This window comes from Rhizobium sp. PP-F2F-G48 (assembly GCF_004342335.1).
Classification (GTDB): Bacteria; Pseudomonadota; Alphaproteobacteria; order Rhizobiales; family Rhizobiaceae; genus Ferranicluibacter.
In genome coordinates, this window is record NZ_SLVH01000001.1 from 248,077 (window position 1) to 268,153 (window position 20,077).

Annotated in this window: 23 protein-coding genes; 13 read left to right on the forward strand and 10 right to left on the reverse strand. The window is 64.6% G+C overall.

From position 1 onward, the window contains the following. Positions 1-26: 26 nt before the first annotated feature. From C8J36_RS01130 to C8J36_RS01140, 3 genes are all read left to right on the forward strand, one after another. Complete coding sequence (locus C8J36_RS01130; RefSeq protein WP_132531704.1) at positions 27-1,511, forward strand: mannitol dehydrogenase family protein; 1,485 nt, start codon at positions 27-29, stop codon at positions 1,509-1,511. A 7-nt stretch (positions 1,512-1,518) separates the two neighbouring features. Continuing rightward, the gene (locus C8J36_RS01135) at positions 1,519-2,208 is read left to right on the forward strand and encodes an HAD family hydrolase (protein ID WP_132531707.1); all 690 of its coding nucleotides are present in this window, start codon (positions 1,519-1,521) and stop codon (positions 2,206-2,208) included. A gap of 115 nt (positions 2,209-2,323) precedes the next feature. After that, the gene (locus C8J36_RS01140) at positions 2,324-3,901 is read left to right on the forward strand and encodes an FGGY-family carbohydrate kinase (protein ID WP_132531710.1); all 1,578 of its coding nucleotides are present in this window, start codon (positions 2,324-2,326) and stop codon (positions 3,899-3,901) included. A gap of 351 nt (positions 3,902-4,252) precedes the next feature. On the opposite strand, the gene C8J36_RS01145 is transcribed toward C8J36_RS01140, so the two are convergent. Both C8J36_RS01145 and C8J36_RS01150 read right to left on the reverse strand, forming a co-directional pair. Beyond that, a complete protein-coding gene (locus tag C8J36_RS01145) occupies positions 4,253-5,197 on the reverse strand; it encodes a sensor histidine kinase (protein ID WP_245506417.1) in 945 nt (314 codons plus the stop codon). 271 nt (positions 5,198-5,468) lie between these two features. Further along, a complete protein-coding gene (locus C8J36_RS01150; RefSeq protein WP_062476437.1) occupies positions 5,469-6,263 on the reverse strand; it encodes a response regulator in 795 nt (264 codons plus the stop codon). A gap of 140 nt (positions 6,264-6,403) precedes the next feature. Here C8J36_RS01150 and C8J36_RS01155 point away from each other — a divergent pair, with 140 nt between their 5' ends. The 3 genes from C8J36_RS01155 to C8J36_RS01165 all read left to right on the forward strand — a co-directional run bounded on the left by C8J36_RS01155 (position 6,404) and on the right by C8J36_RS01165 (position 8,824). Next, the gene (locus tag C8J36_RS01155) at positions 6,404-6,598 is read left to right on the forward strand and encodes a NepR family anti-sigma factor (protein WP_082476817.1); all 195 of its coding nucleotides are present in this window, start codon (positions 6,404-6,406) and stop codon (positions 6,596-6,598) included. 8 nt (positions 6,599-6,606) lie between these two features. Then, on the forward strand, positions 6,607-7,161 hold the full coding sequence (locus tag C8J36_RS01160) for an RNA polymerase sigma factor (RefSeq protein ID WP_062477108.1): 555 nt from the start codon (positions 6,607-6,609) through the stop codon (positions 7,159-7,161). A gap of 166 nt (positions 7,162-7,327) precedes the next feature. Further along, complete coding sequence (locus C8J36_RS01165; protein WP_132531713.1) at positions 7,328-8,824, forward strand: HWE histidine kinase domain-containing protein; 1,497 nt, start codon at positions 7,328-7,330, stop codon at positions 8,822-8,824. Positions 8,825-8,888: 64 nt separating this feature from the next. On the opposite strand, the gene C8J36_RS01170 is transcribed toward C8J36_RS01165, so the two are convergent. The 6 genes from C8J36_RS01170 to C8J36_RS01195 all read right to left on the reverse strand — a co-directional run bounded on the left by C8J36_RS01170 (position 8,889) and on the right by C8J36_RS01195 (position 13,828). Beyond that, entirely contained in the window at positions 8,889-9,311 is a 423-nt protein-coding gene (locus tag C8J36_RS01170; protein ID WP_132531716.1) for a phage holin family protein, read from the reverse strand. A 71-nt stretch (positions 9,312-9,382) separates the two neighbouring features. Further along, a complete protein-coding gene (locus C8J36_RS01175) occupies positions 9,383-9,742 on the reverse strand; it encodes a hypothetical protein (RefSeq protein WP_132531719.1) in 360 nt (119 codons plus the stop codon). A gap of 157 nt (positions 9,743-9,899) precedes the next feature. Then, positions 9,900-10,712: a heme ABC transporter ATP-binding protein gene (locus C8J36_RS01180; protein WP_132532953.1), complete on the reverse strand. Its 813-nt coding sequence runs from the start codon at positions 10,710-10,712 to the stop codon at positions 9,900-9,902. A 5-nt stretch (positions 10,713-10,717) separates the two neighbouring features. Next, complete coding sequence (locus C8J36_RS01185) at positions 10,718-11,824, reverse strand: iron ABC transporter permease (protein ID WP_132532955.1); 1,107 nt, start codon at positions 11,822-11,824, stop codon at positions 10,718-10,720. A gap of 19 nt (positions 11,825-11,843) precedes the next feature. After that, a complete protein-coding gene (locus C8J36_RS01190; protein WP_132531722.1) occupies positions 11,844-12,749 on the reverse strand; it encodes an ABC transporter substrate-binding protein in 906 nt (301 codons plus the stop codon). Positions 12,750-12,760: 11 nt separating this feature from the next. Further along, positions 12,761-13,828, reverse strand: a complete 1,068-nt coding sequence (locus tag C8J36_RS01195) for a ChuX/HutX family heme-like substrate-binding protein (RefSeq protein ID WP_132531725.1) — start codon at positions 13,826-13,828, stop codon at positions 12,761-12,763. Positions 13,829-14,012: 184 nt separating this feature from the next. On the opposite strand from C8J36_RS01195, the gene C8J36_RS01200 reads away from it, so the two are divergent. The 4 genes from C8J36_RS01200 (at position 14,013) to C8J36_RS01215 (ending at position 16,584) form a co-directional block, all read left to right on the forward strand. After that, complete coding sequence (locus C8J36_RS01200; protein WP_245506418.1) at positions 14,013-14,471, forward strand: hypothetical protein; 459 nt, start codon at positions 14,013-14,015, stop codon at positions 14,469-14,471. 40 nt (positions 14,472-14,511) lie between these two features. Next, entirely contained in the window at positions 14,512-15,462 is a 951-nt protein-coding gene (locus C8J36_RS01205; RefSeq protein WP_132531728.1) for an energy transducer TonB, read from the forward strand. A 150-nt stretch (positions 15,463-15,612) separates the two neighbouring features. Then, positions 15,613-16,023: a DUF2325 domain-containing protein gene (locus C8J36_RS01210; protein WP_132531731.1), complete on the forward strand. Its 411-nt coding sequence runs from the start codon at positions 15,613-15,615 to the stop codon at positions 16,021-16,023. Positions 16,024-16,269: 246 nt separating this feature from the next. After that, the gene (locus C8J36_RS01215) at positions 16,270-16,584 is read left to right on the forward strand and encodes an antibiotic biosynthesis monooxygenase (RefSeq protein ID WP_132531734.1); all 315 of its coding nucleotides are present in this window, start codon (positions 16,270-16,272) and stop codon (positions 16,582-16,584) included. A gap of 85 nt (positions 16,585-16,669) precedes the next feature. Here the strand turns inward: C8J36_RS01215 and C8J36_RS01220 are convergent, their stop codons facing one another. Continuing rightward, positions 16,670-17,032: a DUF423 domain-containing protein gene (locus C8J36_RS01220; RefSeq protein WP_132531737.1), complete on the reverse strand. Its 363-nt coding sequence runs from the start codon at positions 17,030-17,032 to the stop codon at positions 16,670-16,672. A 3-nt stretch (positions 17,033-17,035) separates the two neighbouring features. Continuing rightward, positions 17,036-17,431: a globin gene (locus tag C8J36_RS01225; protein ID WP_132531740.1), complete on the reverse strand. Its 396-nt coding sequence runs from the start codon at positions 17,429-17,431 to the stop codon at positions 17,036-17,038. Positions 17,432-17,660: 229 nt separating this feature from the next. Between C8J36_RS01225 and C8J36_RS01230 the strand changes: the two genes are divergently transcribed. From C8J36_RS01230 to C8J36_RS01240, 3 genes are all read left to right on the forward strand, one after another. After that, on the forward strand, positions 17,661-18,002 hold the full coding sequence (locus C8J36_RS01230; protein WP_062592048.1) for an SMR family transporter: 342 nt from the start codon (positions 17,661-17,663) through the stop codon (positions 18,000-18,002). Positions 18,003-18,184: 182 nt separating this feature from the next. Next, entirely contained in the window at positions 18,185-18,970 is a 786-nt protein-coding gene (locus C8J36_RS01235; protein WP_132531743.1) for a ThuA domain-containing protein, read from the forward strand. 8 nt (positions 18,971-18,978) lie between these two features. Next, the gene (locus C8J36_RS01240) at positions 18,979-20,031 is read left to right on the forward strand and encodes a Gfo/Idh/MocA family oxidoreductase (RefSeq protein ID WP_165914946.1); all 1,053 of its coding nucleotides are present in this window, start codon (positions 18,979-18,981) and stop codon (positions 20,029-20,031) included. The last annotated feature ends 46 nt before the right edge of the window (positions 20,032-20,077 follow it).

Here is a 20,077-nt window from a genome sequence, read left to right on the forward strand (position 1 = left end):
AAGCCGCGTTCCGAAAGGGTACTATCATGACCACCAAGCTCTCGCTTGCAAACCTGGATGCCATCAAGGCGACGGCGACCGTTCCGGCCTTCGAGCGCTCGGCGCTCAGCGCCGGGATCGTCCATTTCGGCGTCGGCAATTTTCATCGCGCCCACCAGGCCGTCTATCTGGACGACCTGTTCAACACGGGCCGCGACCATGACTGGGCGATCGTCGGGGCGGGCGTGCTGCCCTCGGATGCGGCCATGCGCGAAAAGCTGGCCGGGCAGGATTATCTGACCACGGTGGTCGAGCAGGACAACAACCGGTCCGCCGCCCGCGTGACCGGCCCGATGATCGACTATCTCGCGCCCGGAAACCCGACCGCGACCATTGCCCGTCTTGCCGATCCGGCGATCCGCATCGTGTCGCTGACGATCACCGAAGGCGGCTATTTCATCGATCCGGCCTCCGGCCATTTCAACCCGAAGCACCCGGCGATCGTCGCCGATGTCGAGAACCCGGATGCGCCGAAGACGGTGTTCGGCCTGATCATCGCCGGCCTCAAGGCGCGGCGGGAGAAGGGTCTCGTGCCCTTCACGGTCATGTCCTGTGACAATATTCCCGGCAATGGCGAGGTCACGCATGCGGCCGTCTCCGGTCTCGCTCGCCTGTCGGACGCGGCGCTGGCCGACTGGATCGACGCCAACGTCGCCTTTCCGAACGGCATGGTCGACCGGATCACGCCTGCGACCGGCCCGCGCGAGATCGGTATCGCCGCCGACCAGTACGGCATCGACGATGCCTGGCCGGTGTTTTGCGAAGAGTTCAAGCAATGGGTGCTGGAGGATCATTTCCCCGCCGGCCGGCCGGCGCTCGAAACGGTCGGCGTCCAGTTCGTGCCCGACGTCGCACCCTATGAGCTGATGAAGATCCGTATTCTCAACGGCGGCCATGCGGCCATCGCCTATCCCGCGGCGCTGCTCGACATTCATTTCGTGCACGACGCCATGGGGGAGCCGATCATTCAGGCCTTCCTCGAAAAGCTCGAGCATAACGAGATCATCCCGATCGTGCCCCCTGTGCCGGATACGGATCTCAAGGCCTATTACAAGCAGGTCGAGACGCGCCTGTTCAACCCGAAGATCGGCGACACGATTCCCCGCCTGGCACAGGACGGATCGAACCGGCAGCCGAAGTTCATCCTGCCCTCGACCGGCGACCGCCTGCGCCAGGGCCTCGACGTCGTCGGGCTGGCGCTGGTCTCGGCCCTCTGGTGCCGCTATTTCGCCGGCACGACCGACAGCGGCGCAACGATCGCCTTCAACGATGCGAGCGCCGACCGCCTGCACGAGGCGGCTCTCAAGGCGAAGGACGATCCGATGGCGTTCCTGGCGCTTTCCGACATCTTCGGCGAGGTCGCGCAGTCCGAAATCTTCGCCAGGCGTTTTACTCATGCCTTAAAGACGCTATGGGAGCAGGGCACGCGCCAGACGCTGCAGCTGTATCTCGACGGAAAACTGACGGAGTAAGATCATCATGGCCGCACCCGAACTTGTCATCTTCGATTGCGACGGCGTGCTGGTCGACAGCGAGCCCTTGTCGATCGATGTGCTGGTGCGGGTGCTGCGCACGGCCGGCGTCGAGATAAATGCCGACGAGGCGACCGAGCGGTTTCTCGGCAAAAGCCTGATGACGATGACGAAGATCCTGCATGACGATTTCGGGCTGCAGGTGGACGAGGCGTTTCTGGAAGAGATGCGCCACGATCTTTACCAGCGGTTCGAAGCCGAGCTGCAGCCGATTGCGGGCATCTCCGGCGTTCTCGACGCATTGGATGTGCGGCGCTGCGTCGCGTCGTCGAGCCAGATGGAGCGCATTCGCCTGTCGCTGACCATTACCGGGCTGATCGACCGGCTGGAGCCGCATCTCTTCAGCGCGACCATGGTGACGAACGGAAAGCCGGCCCCCGATCTCTTTCTGCATGCGGCGGACGCGATGCATGTGGCGCCGGAAAACTGCATCGTCATCGAGGACAGCCCGGCGGGCATCGTCGCGGCGAAGGCGGCCGGCATGCGCGTCTTCGCGTTCACCGGCGCGTCGCACGCCCGCACCGAGCGGCATCTCGGCGCCATCCGGGACCTGGCGCCAGACGCCGTGTTTGACGATATGCGCGAACTCATCCATCTTGTGGCGAAAGAACAAAAACGGGATGGACACCCAGGCTGACGCATCGCATCGCTTCACGGTCGGAGCCTGCAACACCGCGGCGCCCATGGCGCGCGTCGGCAAGCGATCCATTGCCTGCTGCCTGGCGTGAGATGCCGGATATGACGGATGCGGCATGGGCGATCTGATCGTTGCGGTCGATATCGGAACGGGCAGCGCGCGCGCCGGGATCTTCGATGCCATGGGCACGCTTCTCGCCCGGGCGGACTACCCGATCCTGATGAACCGGCCGGAGGAAAACCACGCCGAGCATGATTCCGAAAACATCTGGTCGGCCGTCTGCATCGCGGTGAAGACGGCGCGTGCCAAGGCCGGGGTTCCGGCCGAGGCGATCGCCGCCATCGGGTTTGATGCGACCTGTTCGCTCGTCGTGCGGGACCATGACGGCGCGCCGCTCTCCGTCAATCGCAAGGGCGATCCGCGCTGGGACACGATCGTCTGGCTCGACCATCGGGCCATGGCGCAGGCGGATGCCTGCACCGCGACCAAGCATGCCGTGCTTCGGCATTCCGGCAGCGTCATGTCGCCGGAAATGCAGATGCCGAAACTTCTCTGGCTGAAGCAGACCCTGCCGGAGCAGTGGGACCGGGTCGGCTACCTTTTCGACCTTGCAGATTTCATGTCGTGGCGGGCGACGGGGAGCACGTTGCGGTCGCGCTGCACGCTGACCGCTAAATGGAACTATCTGAGCCATGCCGGCGGTTGGCAACCGGATTTTCTCGACGCGATCGGGCTCGGCGATCTTCCGGAGCGCGGTCGGCTCGATGCGGAGCCGGCCGCCGTCGGCTCGGCGATCGGCCTTCTTACGGCGGAGGCGGCCGCCGATCTCGGGCTTCACGAGGCCTGCCGGGTGGCGACCGGCGTCATCGACGCCTATGCCGGCGCCATCGGCGTTCTCGGCCGGTTCGCCGGGCAGCCGGACGTTCTGGAACGGCAGCTGGCGCTGATCGCGGGGACCTCGAGCTGCATCGTGGCGTTCTCCCGCGAGATGCGCCCCGGCTTCGGCATGTGGGGACCGTATTATGAAGCGGGCTTTAAAGGCCAGTGGCTGATCGAGGGCGGGCAGTCGGCGACCGGCGCCCTTCTCGACCATGTGGTGCGCAGCCACAGTGCCGGCGGGGAGCCGGATGCGGAAATCCATGCGCGGATCGTGCTGCGCATCCAGGAATTGCGCGCGGCCTATGGCACGGATTTTGCCGCGCGGCTGCATGTCCTGCCGGACTTTCATGGCAATCGTTCGCCCTTTGCCGATCCGCATGCGCGCGGCGTCATCTCGGGCCTGACGCTCGACAGCTCGTTCGATGCGCTCTGCCGTCTCTACTGGCGGACCTGCGTCGCCATTGCGCTCGGCGTGCGCCACATTCTCGCGATGATGAAGGATGCGGGCTATCACGTCGATACGCTGCATGTGACGGGCGGCCATGTGCGCAATCCGCTGTTGATGGACCTCTACAGCGACGCCACCGGATGCCGTGTCGTCGTTCCCGAAACGACGGATGCCGTGCTTCTCGGAACGGCGATGATCGCCTCCGTCGCCGGCGGCCTTCATGGCGATCTTGCCGCTGCAGGAGCGGGCATGAGCCCCGGCGGCTTCGAACGTCGACCGGACCCGGACATGACGGCCGTCTACGACCGCGACTATGCCAAATTCCTCCGCCTCTACCGCCACCGCGCGGAGCTCGAGGCGGACTGAAAGCCTGCAAACCATCGGCTGTTTCGGCAGCGCAAAAAAACTTCGAAAAAAGATGCGAGGGGCGGGAACCAAATTTCGGGCCGCGCATTTATTGGATGTCCGGACCATGGTTCTCATCGCCCCCAATGAGAACCACCCAATAATATCCGGCTTCCAACTCACATGCCCCCTCGGTGAGTTGTCGAATACAGCCAGTGCCTCCCCCCGGCACTGGCTGTTTCTTTTTCAGCACAAAGAACCAGCGACATCGGCTCTGAACGATCCGACCGTACCGGCATGCGTGAAGGAGCGGTGTCCCGCCTTTTGTCGTTGCCAGAAAAGCGGAACCCGTTCTTCCCGACGAGACAGTCCTCAGCCCTCGACGGGATCGAGGATCTCGTATTCGTGGGCGGGGATCGTCAGGTGATATTCGATCCGGTCCGCACGCGTGATGTAGACGGCCTTGCCCGCAATCGCGATGGGGACGACGCGTTCCAGTACGGTCCGGGCAAAGCTCGGCTCGTCGTGATCACGCGTCGTGTCCGGCTCCGGCAAAAGTTCGATCCAGGCGAGTTCGAGGGCCGGCTTGTCGTTGAAGACGGTCTCGAAGCAATCGAGCGTCAGCGAGTTCACCCCAGCGGCAATCGCCCCGTGAGAGGCCGAGTTGACGATCAGCTCGTGAAGCGCGAGGCCGATATGGAGTGCGGCATTCGGCGAGAGATGTGCATCGATGCCGGTCGCGACGATCGGCATTCTCGGCTCCGACCAGTAGGCGGCGAATTGCTTTGCGGCGAGCGCAAAGAGGAACGCACCCCGCCAGCTGGAATCCGTCACCAGATCCTGGGAATAGGCGAGCGACTGGATACGGCCTCTGAACTTGACCAGGAAACTATCGAGCGACAGCGCCTGACGCGCGGTCTGCGTCGCGATCCCCTGAATGATGGCAAGCAGGTTTTTCGAGCGGTGGCTCAATTCGCGCAGAAGCGTTTTTAGGACGCGCTCGCGATGCCGGGTCTCGGAGATGTCGGTGATAACGGCAAGAATGCCGTCGGTGTCGAGCGCGGTGATCCGTTCGAGATCGATCCGGAACGTCATGAGGCCGGAGGAGGAAGGGAGCTCGACCTCCATGCAGTCGGCCTCGTCCGTCTCGAAGACGGCCTTCTTCAACGCGAGCAGTCGCCTGCCGTCCTCGTCTCCGAGCACGTCGATATCGCCGTTCCGAGCGAGAAGCCCATCGAGCCTCTCCGGCAGATTGCCGGACAACAGCACGTCGAGGGATTCGGACTGGAAGATGTAACCGGCGCCGGTTTTCTTCACGACGCGGTCCAGCAGTCCGATACTCTCTCCAGTCTCGACGGCTCTGCTTGCGCCGGCTGGAGATGTTGAACTGCTTGCGCTGGTCACGCGGGATGCCTCTTCATTCACGACAATACGGGGCGGCTGACGCGTTAACGAGACAAACACGGGTCCGTTCCATCATTTGCAATGATGTTGCGACGATGCCCGAGCGATCGTTGTCCGATGAGAGAGGCCGCGCCCGGAGAGGCGCGGCCCGAAGAGAGAATGCGAGGGAAAATATAGCCTTGGCTCAGGCCGCGGCCTTGGTCGACTCGTTGAAGAACAGCGCCTGGCTGATCAAGGCCTTGACCATGTCCGGGTTGAACGGCTTGGTCACCAGGAAGGTCGGCTCCGGGCGCTCGCCGGTCAGCAGGCGTTCCGGGAAGGCGGTGATGAAGATGACCGGCACGGCGGAGGTGCGCAGGATCTCGTTTACGGCATCGATGCCCGAGCTGCCGTCTGCAAGCTGGATATCCGCAAGCACCATGCTCGGCTGCGTGGCGTTGAAGAGTGCCACCGCCTCGTCGCGCGTGCGGGCGATACCGGTCACGCGGTGGCCGAGGCTCTCGACCATCTGCTCGATGTCGATCGCGATCAGCGGCTCGTCCTCGATGATCATGATGTCGGTCGCGACCTGGCGGGAAATCTCCTCGGATGCCCGCTCGATCAACTGCGCCATGCCGCTTTCCGACGTTCCCAGAACTTCGGCCGCTTCGCTGGTGCGAAAACCTTCGACGGAGACGAGGAGGAACGCCTGACGGGCGAGAGGCGACACGGATGCCAGATTGATGGAGGCGCGCTTTTCCCAGGCAAAGGGAGAGACCGGCTCGGGAATGAGAACAGAGGACGATCCGAACAGCTTGGTATAAAGCTGGAACAGAGCGACGCGGTCGCTGCTCGCCTCGGGGAAGATCGACATATCCGAGATCAACGCCTCCAGAACGGCGGCGACATAGGCATCGCCCGATGTCTGGGACCCGGTCAGTGCGCGGGAATACCGGCGCAGGTAGGGCAGGAACGGAGCGATCCGGGTAGACAATGACATACAAAAACTCCCTCAATCCGGCCGAGGTTATGGCCATGACAGTTATGGGAACGTTGATCCAAAAAAAAGGTTCCGTCGCGGGAACAAATTTTTGCGCCAGGCATTTAGGCTGCGATCACCACGCGAGGTATTTCGTTTTCATGACCGATAAAACTGGGGCAAGTTCTGGAGCCGGCGAGCCGGTCCGGGCCGATCATCCACATGCGCAGATCGCCACGAAGCTGCGCGCTCTCTACGTCTCCGTCCAGGAGGAAGCCGTTCCCGATCGCTTCCTCGATCTTCTCGAACAGCTGGACGCCGTCGAGCGTCGTCACGTTCCGGACGTTACGAAATGAGCACCAAGATGACGGCTGAAGAACCCAGTTTCAAGCGCGAGATGCTGGCTGCCCTGCCAAGCCTGCGCGCTTTCGCCATGTCGCTGATCGGTCGGCACGACCGTGCGGACGATCTGGTGCAGGATACCATCATGAAGGCCTGGGCAAAGCAGGATCACTTCGAAATGGGCACCAATATGAAGGCGTGGCTGTTCACGATCCTTCGCAACGAGCTTTACAGCCAGATGCGCAAACGCGGACGCGAGGTGCAGGACAGCGACGGCTTCTTCACGGAATCGCTCGCCCAGCATCCCTCGCAATACGGGTCGCTCGATCTTCAGGATTTCAAGCGGGCGCTGAACATGCTGCCGCCCGACCAGCGGGAAGCAATCATTCTGGTCGGCGCCTCCGGCTTTTCCTATGAGGAGGCGGCAGAGATCTGCGGTTGCGCGCTCGGCACCATCAAGAGCCGCGTCAACCGCGCGCGCCAGCGCCTGTCGGACATCCTGCAGGTGACCGGCGAAAATGAATATGGCCCGGATGCAACCTCGGCTCCCCTGACGTCGCGCGCCTTCGTCTCCTGAGGCTTCGAGCGTTGCGTGCCTCCGGTCGGCGCATTGCGAGATGCGCCGATCTCTGAGCTTGTGCCTTTGACCATTGCTGTCATGCACAGGATCATGCAGATTCCGGTCGAACCGATTCATCCCCCCGGCGCCGCGCCGGGCCGAGGGATGCCGCAGGCGAGTGCTGATGACTGAGACCAGACCGGATTTGCTGCCAGATGTCCCCGCGGTCATCATGGACAAACAAAGGCTTGCCGCCTTGCGGTCGCTGCAGCCTGGCCGTCCCGGCATGTCTGCCGAATTCCAGGAGATCGTCGAGGTCGCCGCCGGTATTTTCGATGCGCCGGTCGCGCTGCTCACCCTGATCGACGATCGGCGCGAATGGGTGGTGGCGCGGGTCGGCACGGATCTGTCCGACGTCGATGCCTTTACCTGTTTCGGCGCCCATGCGGTCGCCACCCATCCGCTGGCGCCTTTCGTCGTGCGCGATGCCGCGAAGGATCCGCGGTTTGCCGCTCAGGCCTGCGTGGCCGACGGTGTTCGTTTCTATGCGGGCGCGCCGCTGCTGGTCGAGGGCCATGCGGTCGGCATGGTCTGCGTCGTCGATCGTGCGCCGCGCCTTGAGGTGCCCGAGGTGCTGACCCAGCAGTTGCAGCGACTGGCGCGGATCGCATCGCGGCTGATGAGCTTCAAGGAGGATGCGCGCGCGCGCGCCGCGCGGGCCGAGGTGCTTTCGCGCGACGAGAAGCGCCATGCGCAGGCGCTCGAGGCCGCCAATGTGGGCAGCTGGCTGTGGGACGCCGAGACCGGGCAGGTGACCTGCAACGCGGCGATGTCGCGCATGTTCGGTGTGACCGCGACCACGATGAGCGCGCGCGATATCATCGGCTTCATCCATCCCGAAGACCGGGCCGGCATGCTGGACAATCTGCGGGCCGCCATGACGGAAGACGCGGAATATGCGAGCACGTTCCGCGTCGAGACCACGGGGCGTTGGGTGCTGGGCCGGGGTCGGGTGCACGAGCGCGACGCCTCCGGCAAGCCGAAGAGCTTTCTCGGTGTCAATATCGACGTGACGGCCGAGCAGTCCACGACGCAGCGGACCCGCCTGTTGCTGCGGGAGCTCAATCATCGGGTGAAGAACACGCTGGCCATGCTGCAGTCGCTGGCCCGGCAGACGCTGCGCCAGACGAGCGATCCGCAGGAGTTCATGACCGCCTTTGCCGGACGGCTGCAGGCGATCTCGGAGGCGCACGGTCTTCTCTCGGATCATGAATGGGGCGAGATCCGACTGTCGGCGCTGCTCAAGAAGCAGCTTTCGCCGCATGTGCGCGATTACGAGACCCAGATCGAGATCCACAAGGACGAGATCCTTCTCGGCCCCGATCAGGCCGTGGGCCTCGGTCTGGTGCTCCATGAACTGGCAACCAATGCCTATAAATATGGCGCGCTCTCCGCGCCGAACGGGCGGATCGTGATCACCGCGCGGGGGCATCTGGAAGAGATCGGGCGCGTCCTCAATTTGACCTGGACCGAAGTCGGCGGTCCGCCGGTGAACGAGCCCGGCCGGCGCGGCTTCGGTTCGATCTTGATCGAACGCAGCCTCGACAAGGTGATGGGCAGCTCGGTGAAGGTCGAATATCTCGCAGCCGGGGTGACGGCGCTGGTCCGCTTGCCGCTCTAGTTTCCTCATAACGAAAAAGGCCCCGGAGGGCCTTTCTGCAGAGCAGGCTGGAGCGGGTGGGCGCTCAGTCGTCGTTGCGGCCGCGCGTCACGCCGAGCAGTGCGCCGACGGCCATCGCGACACCCGCCGCCACGAGGGGCTTGCGACGGAAGACGGTGAGGGCCGTGGTCACGGCGACATTGGTCTTTAGCTGAGACTGGCGGCGGCGCTCGGCCGCACGACGTTTTTCGGCCGATGCCATAGCCGACATGATGATGAAGAGCACAACCGCGATGGCAACGAACACGCCGCCCATGATGAGGGTTGCCGGTATAGTGCCATAGACATTGGAGAGCGCGATGGTGCCTGCGACGAGCAAAAAGACGTAGGCGGTCAGCACGAAGACGCCGGCGATCGCCATGAAAATCGCGTTTCGTTTCGTCCGCGCGACGACCGTTGAAATGTCACTGAGTACGACGCCTGACAATAATGCCGCCAAAGACCCCATGCATATTCTCCCTCAAATCCTAAAAAGCCGCCCCTTCGTGAGGGACGGCGTTCAAACCCGACGACGGTGGCTTAGCGACGCGACAGCGCGATGAAAGCGATGCCGAGGGCGGCGATTGCGCCGACGGTCGCGAGGGGATGTTCGCGAACGGTGTGGCGAACCTGACGCTCCGTCGAGGCATACCGATGACGCAGATCCGACAGAAGCTGCTCGGCGCCGTCCATCATGTCGGCAAGGCCTGTTTCGGCCTGTCCGCGCACGTCGCTTGCGCGCGATGAGAGAATGTTGCCGGCCTTGTTGCCGCGCTTGGACACGAGATTTGCAAGCGAGGCGATATCGCTGCGCAGATCGCTCAGCTGGTCTTCGATGGCGCCACCCAGGAGGTGCTGACGCTTGCGGCTGGACGAGCTGGAAAACAGACCGAGGGACATGATGTACTCCTTGTTGCCGCGGGTTCACGACGTTTGCTAACAGAGGCGGCCGGACGTGTCCGACCTTGTGCAGCGCAAACGCCGAACACGTCGATTTGTTCCCGGCACGGGCGTGCGCGGGTGATATGCGGGCACCCGGCAGGCGATGGCGGGAGCTTTATGCCATGGTCGTTTGCGGCAGGACGAAGGGGATCCCGGCCGGCGGCGGCACGCTGACCCGCATCGGGCAGCCGAAGACGGTCTCCATCATTCCATCTGTCATGATCGCCTGCGGCGCGCCCGCGGCAACGACGCGGCCCTCTTTCATCATCACCACCTGATCGGCGAACATGGCCGTCAGGTTGAGATCGTGCATGATGGCGACGACACCGCCGCCGCGCCGGCAATAATCGGCCGCAAGCCGCATGATGGTCAGCTGGTGGCGGATGTCGAGGCTCGAGACGGGCTCGTCGAGGAGGAGAAAGGCCGGGCGCCCGTCGCGCACGGGTTCCCAGATCTGGCTGAGCGCGCGGGCGAGCTGGACCCGCTGCTGCTCGCCGCCGGAAAGCTCCTGGTAGAAACGACCGGCAAAGCCGCCGAGATCGACCGCGTCCAGCGCCTCCCGTGCGATGCGGTCGGCAAGACCCGGATCGGCCGGCGTGCCGCCGACGCGCGTCGTGGAGGCGCCGACGGTGAGGCCCATGCGCACGATCTCACGCACGGTGAAGGGAAACGAGATGACGCTGGCCTGCGGGAGAACCGCGCGGCGGGTGGCGAGCTGCCAGGGTTTCAAGCTGCGGATGTCCTCGCCGCCGATCAGCACCCGGCCATCGCAGGCGATCTCGCCGGCGAGCGCCTTCATCGTCGTCGTCTTGCCGGAGCCGTTGGGGCCGACGATGGCAGTGAGCGCGCCCGCGCGGGCCGTGAGGCTGACATCGTGGAGCACGGTCTTGCTGCCCAGGCGAACGGTGACATCCAGCGCTTCGATCATCGGTGTCACAAGCCCATCTGCGTGCGACCGCGCAGCAGGATCCAGAGAAAGAATGGTGCGCCGGCAAAGGCGGTGATGATGCCGATCGGCAGTTCGGCCGGCGGCACGATGGTGCGGGCGACCATGTCGGCGACGATCAGCAGGGTGCCGCCGAGGAGGGCGGAGGCCGGCAGGAGGTAACGATTGTCGGGGCCGATCAGCAGGCGCAGCACATGCGGCACGACGATGCCGATGAAGCCGATGCCGCCGCTGACCGCGACGGCCGCACCCGTGGACGCGGCGACGGTGACGACGGCGACCGTTTTCAGGCGCTGGACCGGCACGCCCATGTGAAAGGCGGCGGCTTCGCCCAATGTCAGCGCGTTCAGCCCGCGCGCCAGAAACGGAACGACGGCGAGCGACAGAAGGATGATCGGTGCGGCGCCCGCGATCTTCGTCCAGCTGGCGCCGGCGAGCGAACCGAGCCCCCAAAAGGTGAGGTCTCGCAATTGCTTGTCGTCGGCGACGAAGATGAGCACGCCCGTCACGGCGCCCGCAAGGGCCGCGAGCGCCACGCCGGCCAGCAGCATGGTGGCGACCGATGTCTGGCCGCCGCGGGTGGCGATCCGGTAGAGGAGGAAGGTTGTCACCAGAGCGCCAAGGAAGGCTGCGACCGGCAAGGCATAGATCCCGACCAGCGCGAAGAGCGGGCCGAAGACGGATGCGCCGAGCACGATGGTGAGCACGGCGCCGAGACCCGCTCCGGCGGACACGCCGACGAGACCGGGATCGGCCAGCGGGTTGCGGAACAGGCCCTGCATGACCGCCCCGGAGACGGCAAGCGCCGCCCCCACCAGGAGGCCGAGCACGGCGCGGGGCAGGCGGATGTCGAGGATGATGATGCGATCGCGCAGGCTGAGCGCGGCCTCCGCGGTTTCCGTGCCGGTGAGCCAGCGCAGGAGGTTGCCGACCGAGGCATCGGCGGCACCGGTCATGACCGACGCGCCGAAGGCGAAAGAGGTGACGATGACGAGAACCAGGATCAACAGACGCGCAAGGCGCGAGCGATCGCCCGCCGCCCAGTCTGCCCGCAGGCCGGCAAAGGGAGAGACGCGCTGCGGATCGGGGGCCATGATATCGCCCGTGACGGCGTTACTGGGATGCATTCGCTTTTCCGTAGATGGCGGCGTTCAGTTCGCGCACCGCGCTCGCCGTGCGCGGACCGAAGCCGAGGAGATGCAGGCCGTCCATGCGGATGACGCTCTTTTTCGCGGCCGCAGGCGTCAGGGCAAGCGCCGGCTGCTTGAAAAGCTCCTCGTCCGAGGCGCCGTGCGATCCGCCCCGCGTCATCATCAGCACCACATCCGGCTTGGCCTCGATGATGGCCTCGTCGGTCACGGGCTTGTACCCCTGGAAACTCTTCGTTGCATTGATGGCGCCGGAGAGCTGCACGATCGCATCGGCCGCCGTGCCATTGCCCGCCGCCATGATCTTGCCGCCCTGCATGCTGAGGATGAACAGCACGCGCTTGCGCCCGGTTTCCGGGCGGGCATCGGCTGCAGCCACGGCCGCATCGAGATCCGCCTTGACCTTTGCGGCGAGCGTCTTCGCCTTGTCCTCGACCCCGAGGACGGCGCCGACGCGCACGATCTTCTCGACGATGCCGGCGCCGTCGTAGCGTTCCGGCACGGTCTCCATCGGGATGGCGGCGTTCTTGAGGATGGCGAGGGTTTCGGGCGGGCCGCTGCCTTCGACGGTCAGGATGGCGGTCGGATTGGTGGCCATGATGCCTTCCGGGGAGAGCTGGCGCATGTAGCCGACATCCGGGACCTTCGTTGCCGCTTGCGGGTAGATGCTGGTGGAGTCGCGTCCGACCAACCGTTTCTCTTCGCCCAGCGCATAGATGATCTCCGTCACGTCGCCGCCGACGGAGACGAGGCGGGAGGTGTCGATGGATTTGGCGTCCTTTGCGACCGCAGGCGCGCTCATGGCGAGCGGGATTGCGAGAACGAGCAGGGAAAGGGCGGCGCGAAGCCGCAGGTCTGATCGCAGGGTCATGGATCGGCTCCTCAGGCAGCGACGGTGAGATCGAGGCGCGGCAGGGCCTCCATGATGGCACGCCATTCCTCGCGTTCGGCGACGCCTTCCTTGCGCTTGCCGAAGAACTGGATGACCATTTCGCCACGCGCGTCCAGCGCTTCGAGCGAAGTCACATGCCCATCGGCCGTCGGCTTGCGCACCGCCCAGATCTCGGCGAGCTGGTCCGTGCGCAGGTGCAGGTGGAAGGTCGGATCCATGACGTTGAGCCAGGGGCCCATGGACTTGATGGCCGCGACCGGACCGGAATGGATCTGGATGATGCCCTGATTGCCGACGAAGCACATCAGGGGCAGGGCGACCGCTGCCGAGGCGCGCAGCATCGCCGCGATGGAACCGGCATCGAGCTGCCAGGCATAATCGTCGCCGATCGCGTGCAGGGCCGCGCGCCGCTCGATCTTCAGCTTGCGCAGGAGGCCGTGGAACTGGTGCGTGTCGGTCATCCGGCTCCAGCCGTCGCGCAGGCCGTCGAGATCGACCGCCTCGGTCTCGGTTTTGGTGACCTTTTCAGTGACGGGCGCCAGCGCTTCCGGGGTGAAGGTCTGCGACTGATCCTCCAGCGTGAAATCCTTCACCAGGCGGTGATAGGCCTCGAGATTGGAGGCTGGGCGCAGATGGACCTTGTGCACCGCCGTTCCCTGCCGGTCGAAATACTGCAGGCTGCGGCGGACATCGTCGCCATCCGTTTTCGTGACGGCGAAGGCATGGGCCCAGGCGCCGGGGAAGACCCGGAGGTCGATGTTCTCGCCGAGCACGATGGAGGCGCCCTTGCCGGTCTTCGGTGCTTCGAACACGCCGATCTTCTCGTGTACGGCGCTCTCGTTGCGCGTCAGCGCCATGACCTCGCCGAGCTGCGGGGCAAATTCAAGCAGGCGGTTGGCATCCGAATCGATCCGGACCGCCGTCAGTCCGCATTCGGCCGCCACGAGCGCCGCTTCGGAGATGCCGAGCTGCGCTGCGATCTCGCGTTCGCGCAACTTCGGGTGTTCCGCCCTGTAGGCGCGGATGTCTGCGGGCGTGGGAGCTGTCGGTTCGGTCATGGTTCACTGCCTGGTTCGGGGCCGGTTCAGGGGCTTTTTCACGGGAAAGGCGCTGCTGTGCGGGTTCATTCGCGCGCCTTCTATCTTGACTTTATAACTCATCTTTTAATATGGACGCAATATGCCGGCAACGTTCCGTCGAGAACGACATGCAGGCCAGACCATCTTTTCGGAGCTCTGCACCATGATCCGCCGCCCCCTGTCGCGCCTCGTTGTCCTGTCCACGCTCGCGCTGACGGCGCCGTTTTCGCCGGCGGCGGCGCAAGGTCCCGAGGCTGCGGCTGCGGCTGCCGCCACCGGACTTTCGGTCGAGCTGAACGATGTCGCGACCTCCGAGCGTGGCTGCAAGCTGACCTTCGTTACCGGTAACGATCTGGCGCAGCCGCTCTCCAAGGTGTCGTTCGAATTCGTGCTGTTCGACCAGAAGGGACGCGTCGAACGGATGGCGGTTCTCGATTTCCGCGATCTCCCGGCCGGAAAGACGAAGGTGCGGCAGTTCGATCTGGCGGGAACGAAATGCGATGCGCTGGGCAGCCTGCTGATCAACGATGCGCCGGTCTGCACCGGCGAAGGTATCGACAAGAGTGCCTGCATGCAGGGCCTGCGAACCGGCTCGAAATCGCCTGTGGGCCTGAAGGGCTGAGGCAACGGCGGATACAGCTGAGCAAGGATCGGAACGAAGGATGCAAAAAGCGGTAAAATGGGCGATGGCCCTTTCCTTCTCTGTGGCGGCCCATGCCGGTGCAGCCATCGCCTTCCTGCCGGATGCGCCACCGCCCCCGCTTGCGGCAACGCAGGGTGGCGAGGAGATGGAGATCGCGCTTCTCGGAAATGCGTTCGAGGAGACCGTCGAGTCCGGCGCGATCAGCGATACGATCACCCCCGTGGAAACGCCGCCCGAGGAGGTCGCGACGACAAAGCCCGAGACGACGGAGGTCGAGACGGAAACGCTGACGGCGACGACGCCCGCGGAGACGGTATCCGAGGTCTTGCCCGACACGGTCCCGACAGACGCCGATGTCATTCTTCCCGCGGATGCCTTGCCGCCGGTGGCAACCGATGCGCCCGAGGTCGTCGCCGCGCTGCCGCCGGTCGCGACGGTTATTCCGGAGACGCGGCCCGAGACACCGCCCGACGTGGCGGACACGCCGCCGTTGCGCAAGGCCACACCCGTCAAGCCCGTGACGAAGAAGGCCGAGGTCGAGAAGCCGAAGAAGAAGCCGGAGCCGATCAAGTCCGGCCAGCAAGGCCAGGCGGAGACCCGGAACACCAAGGGCCGTTCCGATGGCTCGGAGATTGCATCCGCGAGCAGCTCGGGCAAGGGAACGCGCGCGCGTTCGGCCGGCAACGCGTCCTTTTCGAATTTCGAGGGCAAGGTTCGCAGTGCCCTTCAGCGTGCCGTCCGCTATCCCTCCCGCGCCGAAAGCAAGGGTGTGAAGGGCGTCGTTCAGGTCCAGTTCCTGGTCGCCGCCAATGGCAGCGTCAGCGGACCCAAGGTCACGCGAAGCAGCGGCTCGCCGGTTCTCGACAGTGCGGCGCTGGATGCGGCCCGTCGGATGCGGTCCCCGAAAATCCCGGAAGACTCCGGACGATCGTCATGGCTCTTCACCATTCCCATCACCTTTACACGGTGAAGACCTGAGCGGCCGATGCCGCACGAGACGCCGGAATAAAATATGATAAAAATTATCATGTTTTAACTTTACTCAGTTTGTCAGGTTTACTAGGGTCGCGGCGGAAGAGGCGGCGCAGAACGTGCCGGCAGATGGAACCCGGAGAACCCCATGGGCGACAAGCGTCAGCAGCAGCGGACAAAACAGAAGCGCAGCGCGAGCCCGACGCCTGCAGCACCCGCAGTGCAGGAGGCCCAGGCCCTCGACGTCCGCAGCTTTCTCTATGTCGGCGGACGCGATTGTCAGGTGGCGCATCTTCGCCAGATCGCCAGCAATTTCGGCGCGGAACTGATCCATCACGATGGCGGCCTGCGCGAAGCCGTCTCCCGGATCGACAACGTGCTTCCCTCCGTCGATTGCGTGTTCTGCCCGATCGACTGCATCAGCCACGATGCCTGCCTGCGGGTGAAGACCGGCTGCAAGAAATTCGGCAAGGCCTTCGTGCCGCTGCGCAACGGCAGCAAGTCGAGCCTGGAGCGTGCGCTGCACGATCTGAAGGCTGCGCGGTCGCGCGCGAACTGAGGCGCTGCTCGATGCCGGACGCTCCGCGTTTTTTGCCCCTTGGGCTTCACCCGGCCGCGTGTCTCGCGCCGTTGCGCGCCTTGAGCGCGATGCCGGGGCCGGGCGCCAACGTCGTGCCGTTCCTGCCGCGGCGGGCACGCTCCTGCCGATCGGGACTTGCGTCCGGGGAGCGCGCCGTTATCTCTCTCTTTCCGCAGGGCAGCGAAGTTGCCGTGCCAGAGCGCGTATCGAAGGACATGTGAAGCGATGTATTTTGCCATGAACCGGTTCCGGATTGCCCTCGGCCATGAAGAGACCTTCGAGGTGATCTGGAAGAACCGCGACTCGAGTCTTGCCGAGAACCCGGGCTTCAAGGAGTTTCGCCTGCTGCGCGGCGAAACCCATCCGGAGGAAGGCTACACGCTGTTCGTCTCTTCCTCGATCTGGAACAGCCGTGACGATTTCGTCGCCTGGACCAAATCCGAGAATTTTCGTGCGGCCCATCGCAATGCCGGCGACAATCGTGCGCTCTATCTCGGCCCGCCGACATTCGAGGGTTTCTCCGTCGTAGAGGGTGCTTGAAGCGCCTGCCGGCCTGATTCCGGCGATGCCGACAAGCTCTTCAAAAGACTGACCTTCGTTGTTCGACGGCGGAAGGCGTTCGCGCTCAGGGCCGCTTCGGCAGCAAGGCGCTGACGAAGATCAGGGCCCATCCCGCCATCATGAGGACGCCGCCGAGCGGCGCCGACATGGGGAAGAGGCCGTGGCCCGTGATGTGGCGCAGCACGAGATCCCCGGCAAAGATGGCGGTTCCAAGCGCCATGGCCGCGCCGGCCGCCGGCCCGAGCCGGATGTTTCGTCCGGCGCCTGCCAGCGCCAGAAGCGCCGGGGCATGCGCGAGGCACATTGCGGAGGCGCCGCCGAGGAGGCGCGGATCCGTGCCATGCGAGGCTGCCGCCGCAAGGGCGACACCGGAGAGGCCGAGAAGGCCGGACGCGGCGAGAAAAAGGGACGGCATGCGGTCGGCCATGGTTCAGCCCTCCCGGTTGTGCATGTGATGCGCGAGCCGTTTGACCGGCTCCAGAATGATCTTGCGAAGCTCCGGATGCGCGACGCTTTCTTCCAGGGCCTGACGGAAGCAGAACAGCCAGCCTTCGATCTCTTCCGGACCGATGGACGCGCCGAAGTGCCGTCGGCGAAGCATCGGGTGGCCATGCTTGTCGGTATAGAGCGGCGGTCCGCCCAGCCATCCCGTGAGATAGTCGTAAAGCTTGGCCTCGCTGCTGGCGAGGGACGGCGGATGCACGGCACGGCAGGCGGCCGCCTCGGGCGCGGCATCCATGATTTCGTAGAAACGGTGCGTCAGCGCCCGCACGGTCGCATCGCCGCCGATCGCGTCGTAGAGGGTGGTGCTGCGGGCATCGTCCATGGCGGGCACTCTGGCTTGCTGTCGGGAGAGAGGTCTTCATCGCTCCGGTGAACCTCTTAAACCCGATTGGCAGGCAGGAGAAGATTCGCTAGCCGATTCAATTGGTCGCTGGCGCGCGCGTACAAAATGAATCGGATGCACAGACCGAAAAGACATGTCGGCGCGATGCGGCCCTTGACCCGGTCCCGGGCCCGACCCAAGATCGGGTTTCCCCTGCGCGGAGGCCGTCTTGAACCCCCTGATGCTCTATGCCGTGTTGGTCGTCGCCATCGTCTTCGAGGTGCTCGGCACCTCGGCCATGCAGGCGGCCCAGCACTTTTCCAAGCTCGGGCCGACGCTGGTCATGATCGGCTGCTATGCGGTCGCGTTTTTCTGTCTGTCCTACACGCTGCGCGCCATTCCCGTCGGCATCGCCTACGCCATCTGGAGCGGCCTCGGCATCGTCCTGATCTCCATCGTCGGCGTCGTGGCCTTCGGCCAGAGGCTCGATCTTCCCGCCGTGCTCGGGCTCGGGCTGATCATCTCGGGCGTCATCGTCATCAACGTGTTTTCCAAATCGACGGTCCACTGATCGACCTGTCGACCGGCGCCTGGTCATCGCGTTTTCCGTCTCTTGTCCTTTGCCGAAATGCGGTTTATCGCTGCCTCCTGCAAGCGCTTTGGATCGCCGTCGAGAGGCCTCGCGCGGAACCTTTTCCGGCGTCGGGCCTTGCTGGTTCTGGGGACGTTTTCAAATTTTTTCAGGAGATGATTATGACCATTCGTGCCGTCGTCTGGGGCGAGAATATCCACGAGCATACAAATGCGATCGTCGGTGGCGTCTACCCGAACGGAATGCACACCGCGATCGCCGCCGGCCTCAACGAGCATCCGAACATCGAGGCGACGACCGCAACGCTGCAGGAGCCGGAGCATGGCCTCTCGCAGGATCGCCTGGCCAAGACCGACGTGCTCCTCTGGTGGGGGCACAAGGCGCATGGCGACGTTGCGGACGAGATCGTGGAGCGTGTCGCCCGGCGCGTCTGGGAAGGCATGGGGCTGATCGTGCTGCATTCCGGCCATTTCGCAAAGCCGTTCAAGCGCCTGATGGGAACGCCCTGCGCGCTGAAATGGCGCGAGGCGGGCGAGCGCGAGCGCGTCTGGGTCGTCAATCCGCGTCATCCGATCGCCGAGGGCCTGGACGACAATTTCGTGCTTGAGAACGAGGAAATGTATGGCGAGCAGTTCTCCGTGCCGGAACCGCTGGAAACGGTCTTCATCTCATGGTTCGCCGGCGGCGAGGTGTTTCGCTCGGGCCTCACATGGCGTCGCGGGGCCGGCAACATCTTCTATTTCCGTCCGGGCCACGAGACCTATCCGACCTACTACGATGCCAATGTGAAGACGGTGCTCAAGAACGCGGTGCGCTGGGCCTACAATCCGCAAGGGGCGCTGACGTCGATCCACGACGCGCCGAACGTGCCGGTCGAGCAGGCGCTGGAGCCGATCGTCGAGCGCGGTCCGCGCCTGCATAAGGCCGGCGAAGAGGGATACAAGTGATGGCGCCGATCCGGATCCTCATTCTCGGCACGGGCGGGATGGCGAACACGCATGCGATGAATTTCGAGACGATCGCCGACGCCGTGCTGGTGGCGGCGGTCGATGTGGATTTCGCGCGCGTGCGCGCCTTTGCGCTGCGGCACGATATCCCCACGACCTTCACCTCGCTGGACGAGGCGATTGCCTGGGGCGAATTCGATGCCGTGGCGAACGTGACGCCTGACCGCGTGCATCACGCGACGACGCTGGCGTTGCTCGCGGCCGGCAAGCACGTGCTGTGCGAGAAGCCGCTGGCCGAAGATTTCGCCAAGGCCGACGAGATGGCGACGGCGGCGGAGACATCCGGCCTCGTGACGATGGTGAACCTGACCTATCGCAATGTCGCCGCCGTGCAGACGGCGCGGCAGCTGGTGATCTCCGGCGAGATCGGGCAGGTGCGCCACATCGAGGCCTCCTACCTGCAGAGCTGGCTCGTCTCGAAGGCCTGGGGCGACTGGGCGAGCGAGTCGCAATGGCTGTGGCGGCTGTCGACCAAGCACGGCTCGAATGGCGTTCTGGGCGATGTCGGCATCCACATTCTCGACTTCGTCGGCTATGGCGCGGCGACCGAGATCGACCATGTCTTCGCGCGGCTGAAGACCTTCGACAAGGCGCCGGGCAACCGGATCGGCGAGTACGATCTCGATGCGAACGACAGTTTCACCATGACGGCCGAGTTTACCAACGGTGCCATGGGCGTCATCCATGCCAGCCGCTGGGCCGTCGGCCATCTCAACGAGCTGCGTCTGCGGGTCCATGGCGACAAGGGCGCGCTGGAGGTGGTGCACATGCCCGACGGCTCGACATTGCGCGCCTGCCTCGGCGCGGATGTGGAGAAGGGTGTCTGGCAGAGCATCGATCCCGGCACCGTGTTCACCAACTACCAGCGCTTCATCGACGCCATCAAGATCGGCAAGACCGCCGAGCCCGGCTTCCGCCACGCCGCCGACCTGCAGAAGGTGCTGGATCTGGCGCTGGTGACGGAGCGGGAGCGGCGCGAGATGGCGGTTTCGGGGAATTGACGCTTCCAACATCCGGACCGCGCGCCACCTGACCGCGCGCGCGTTT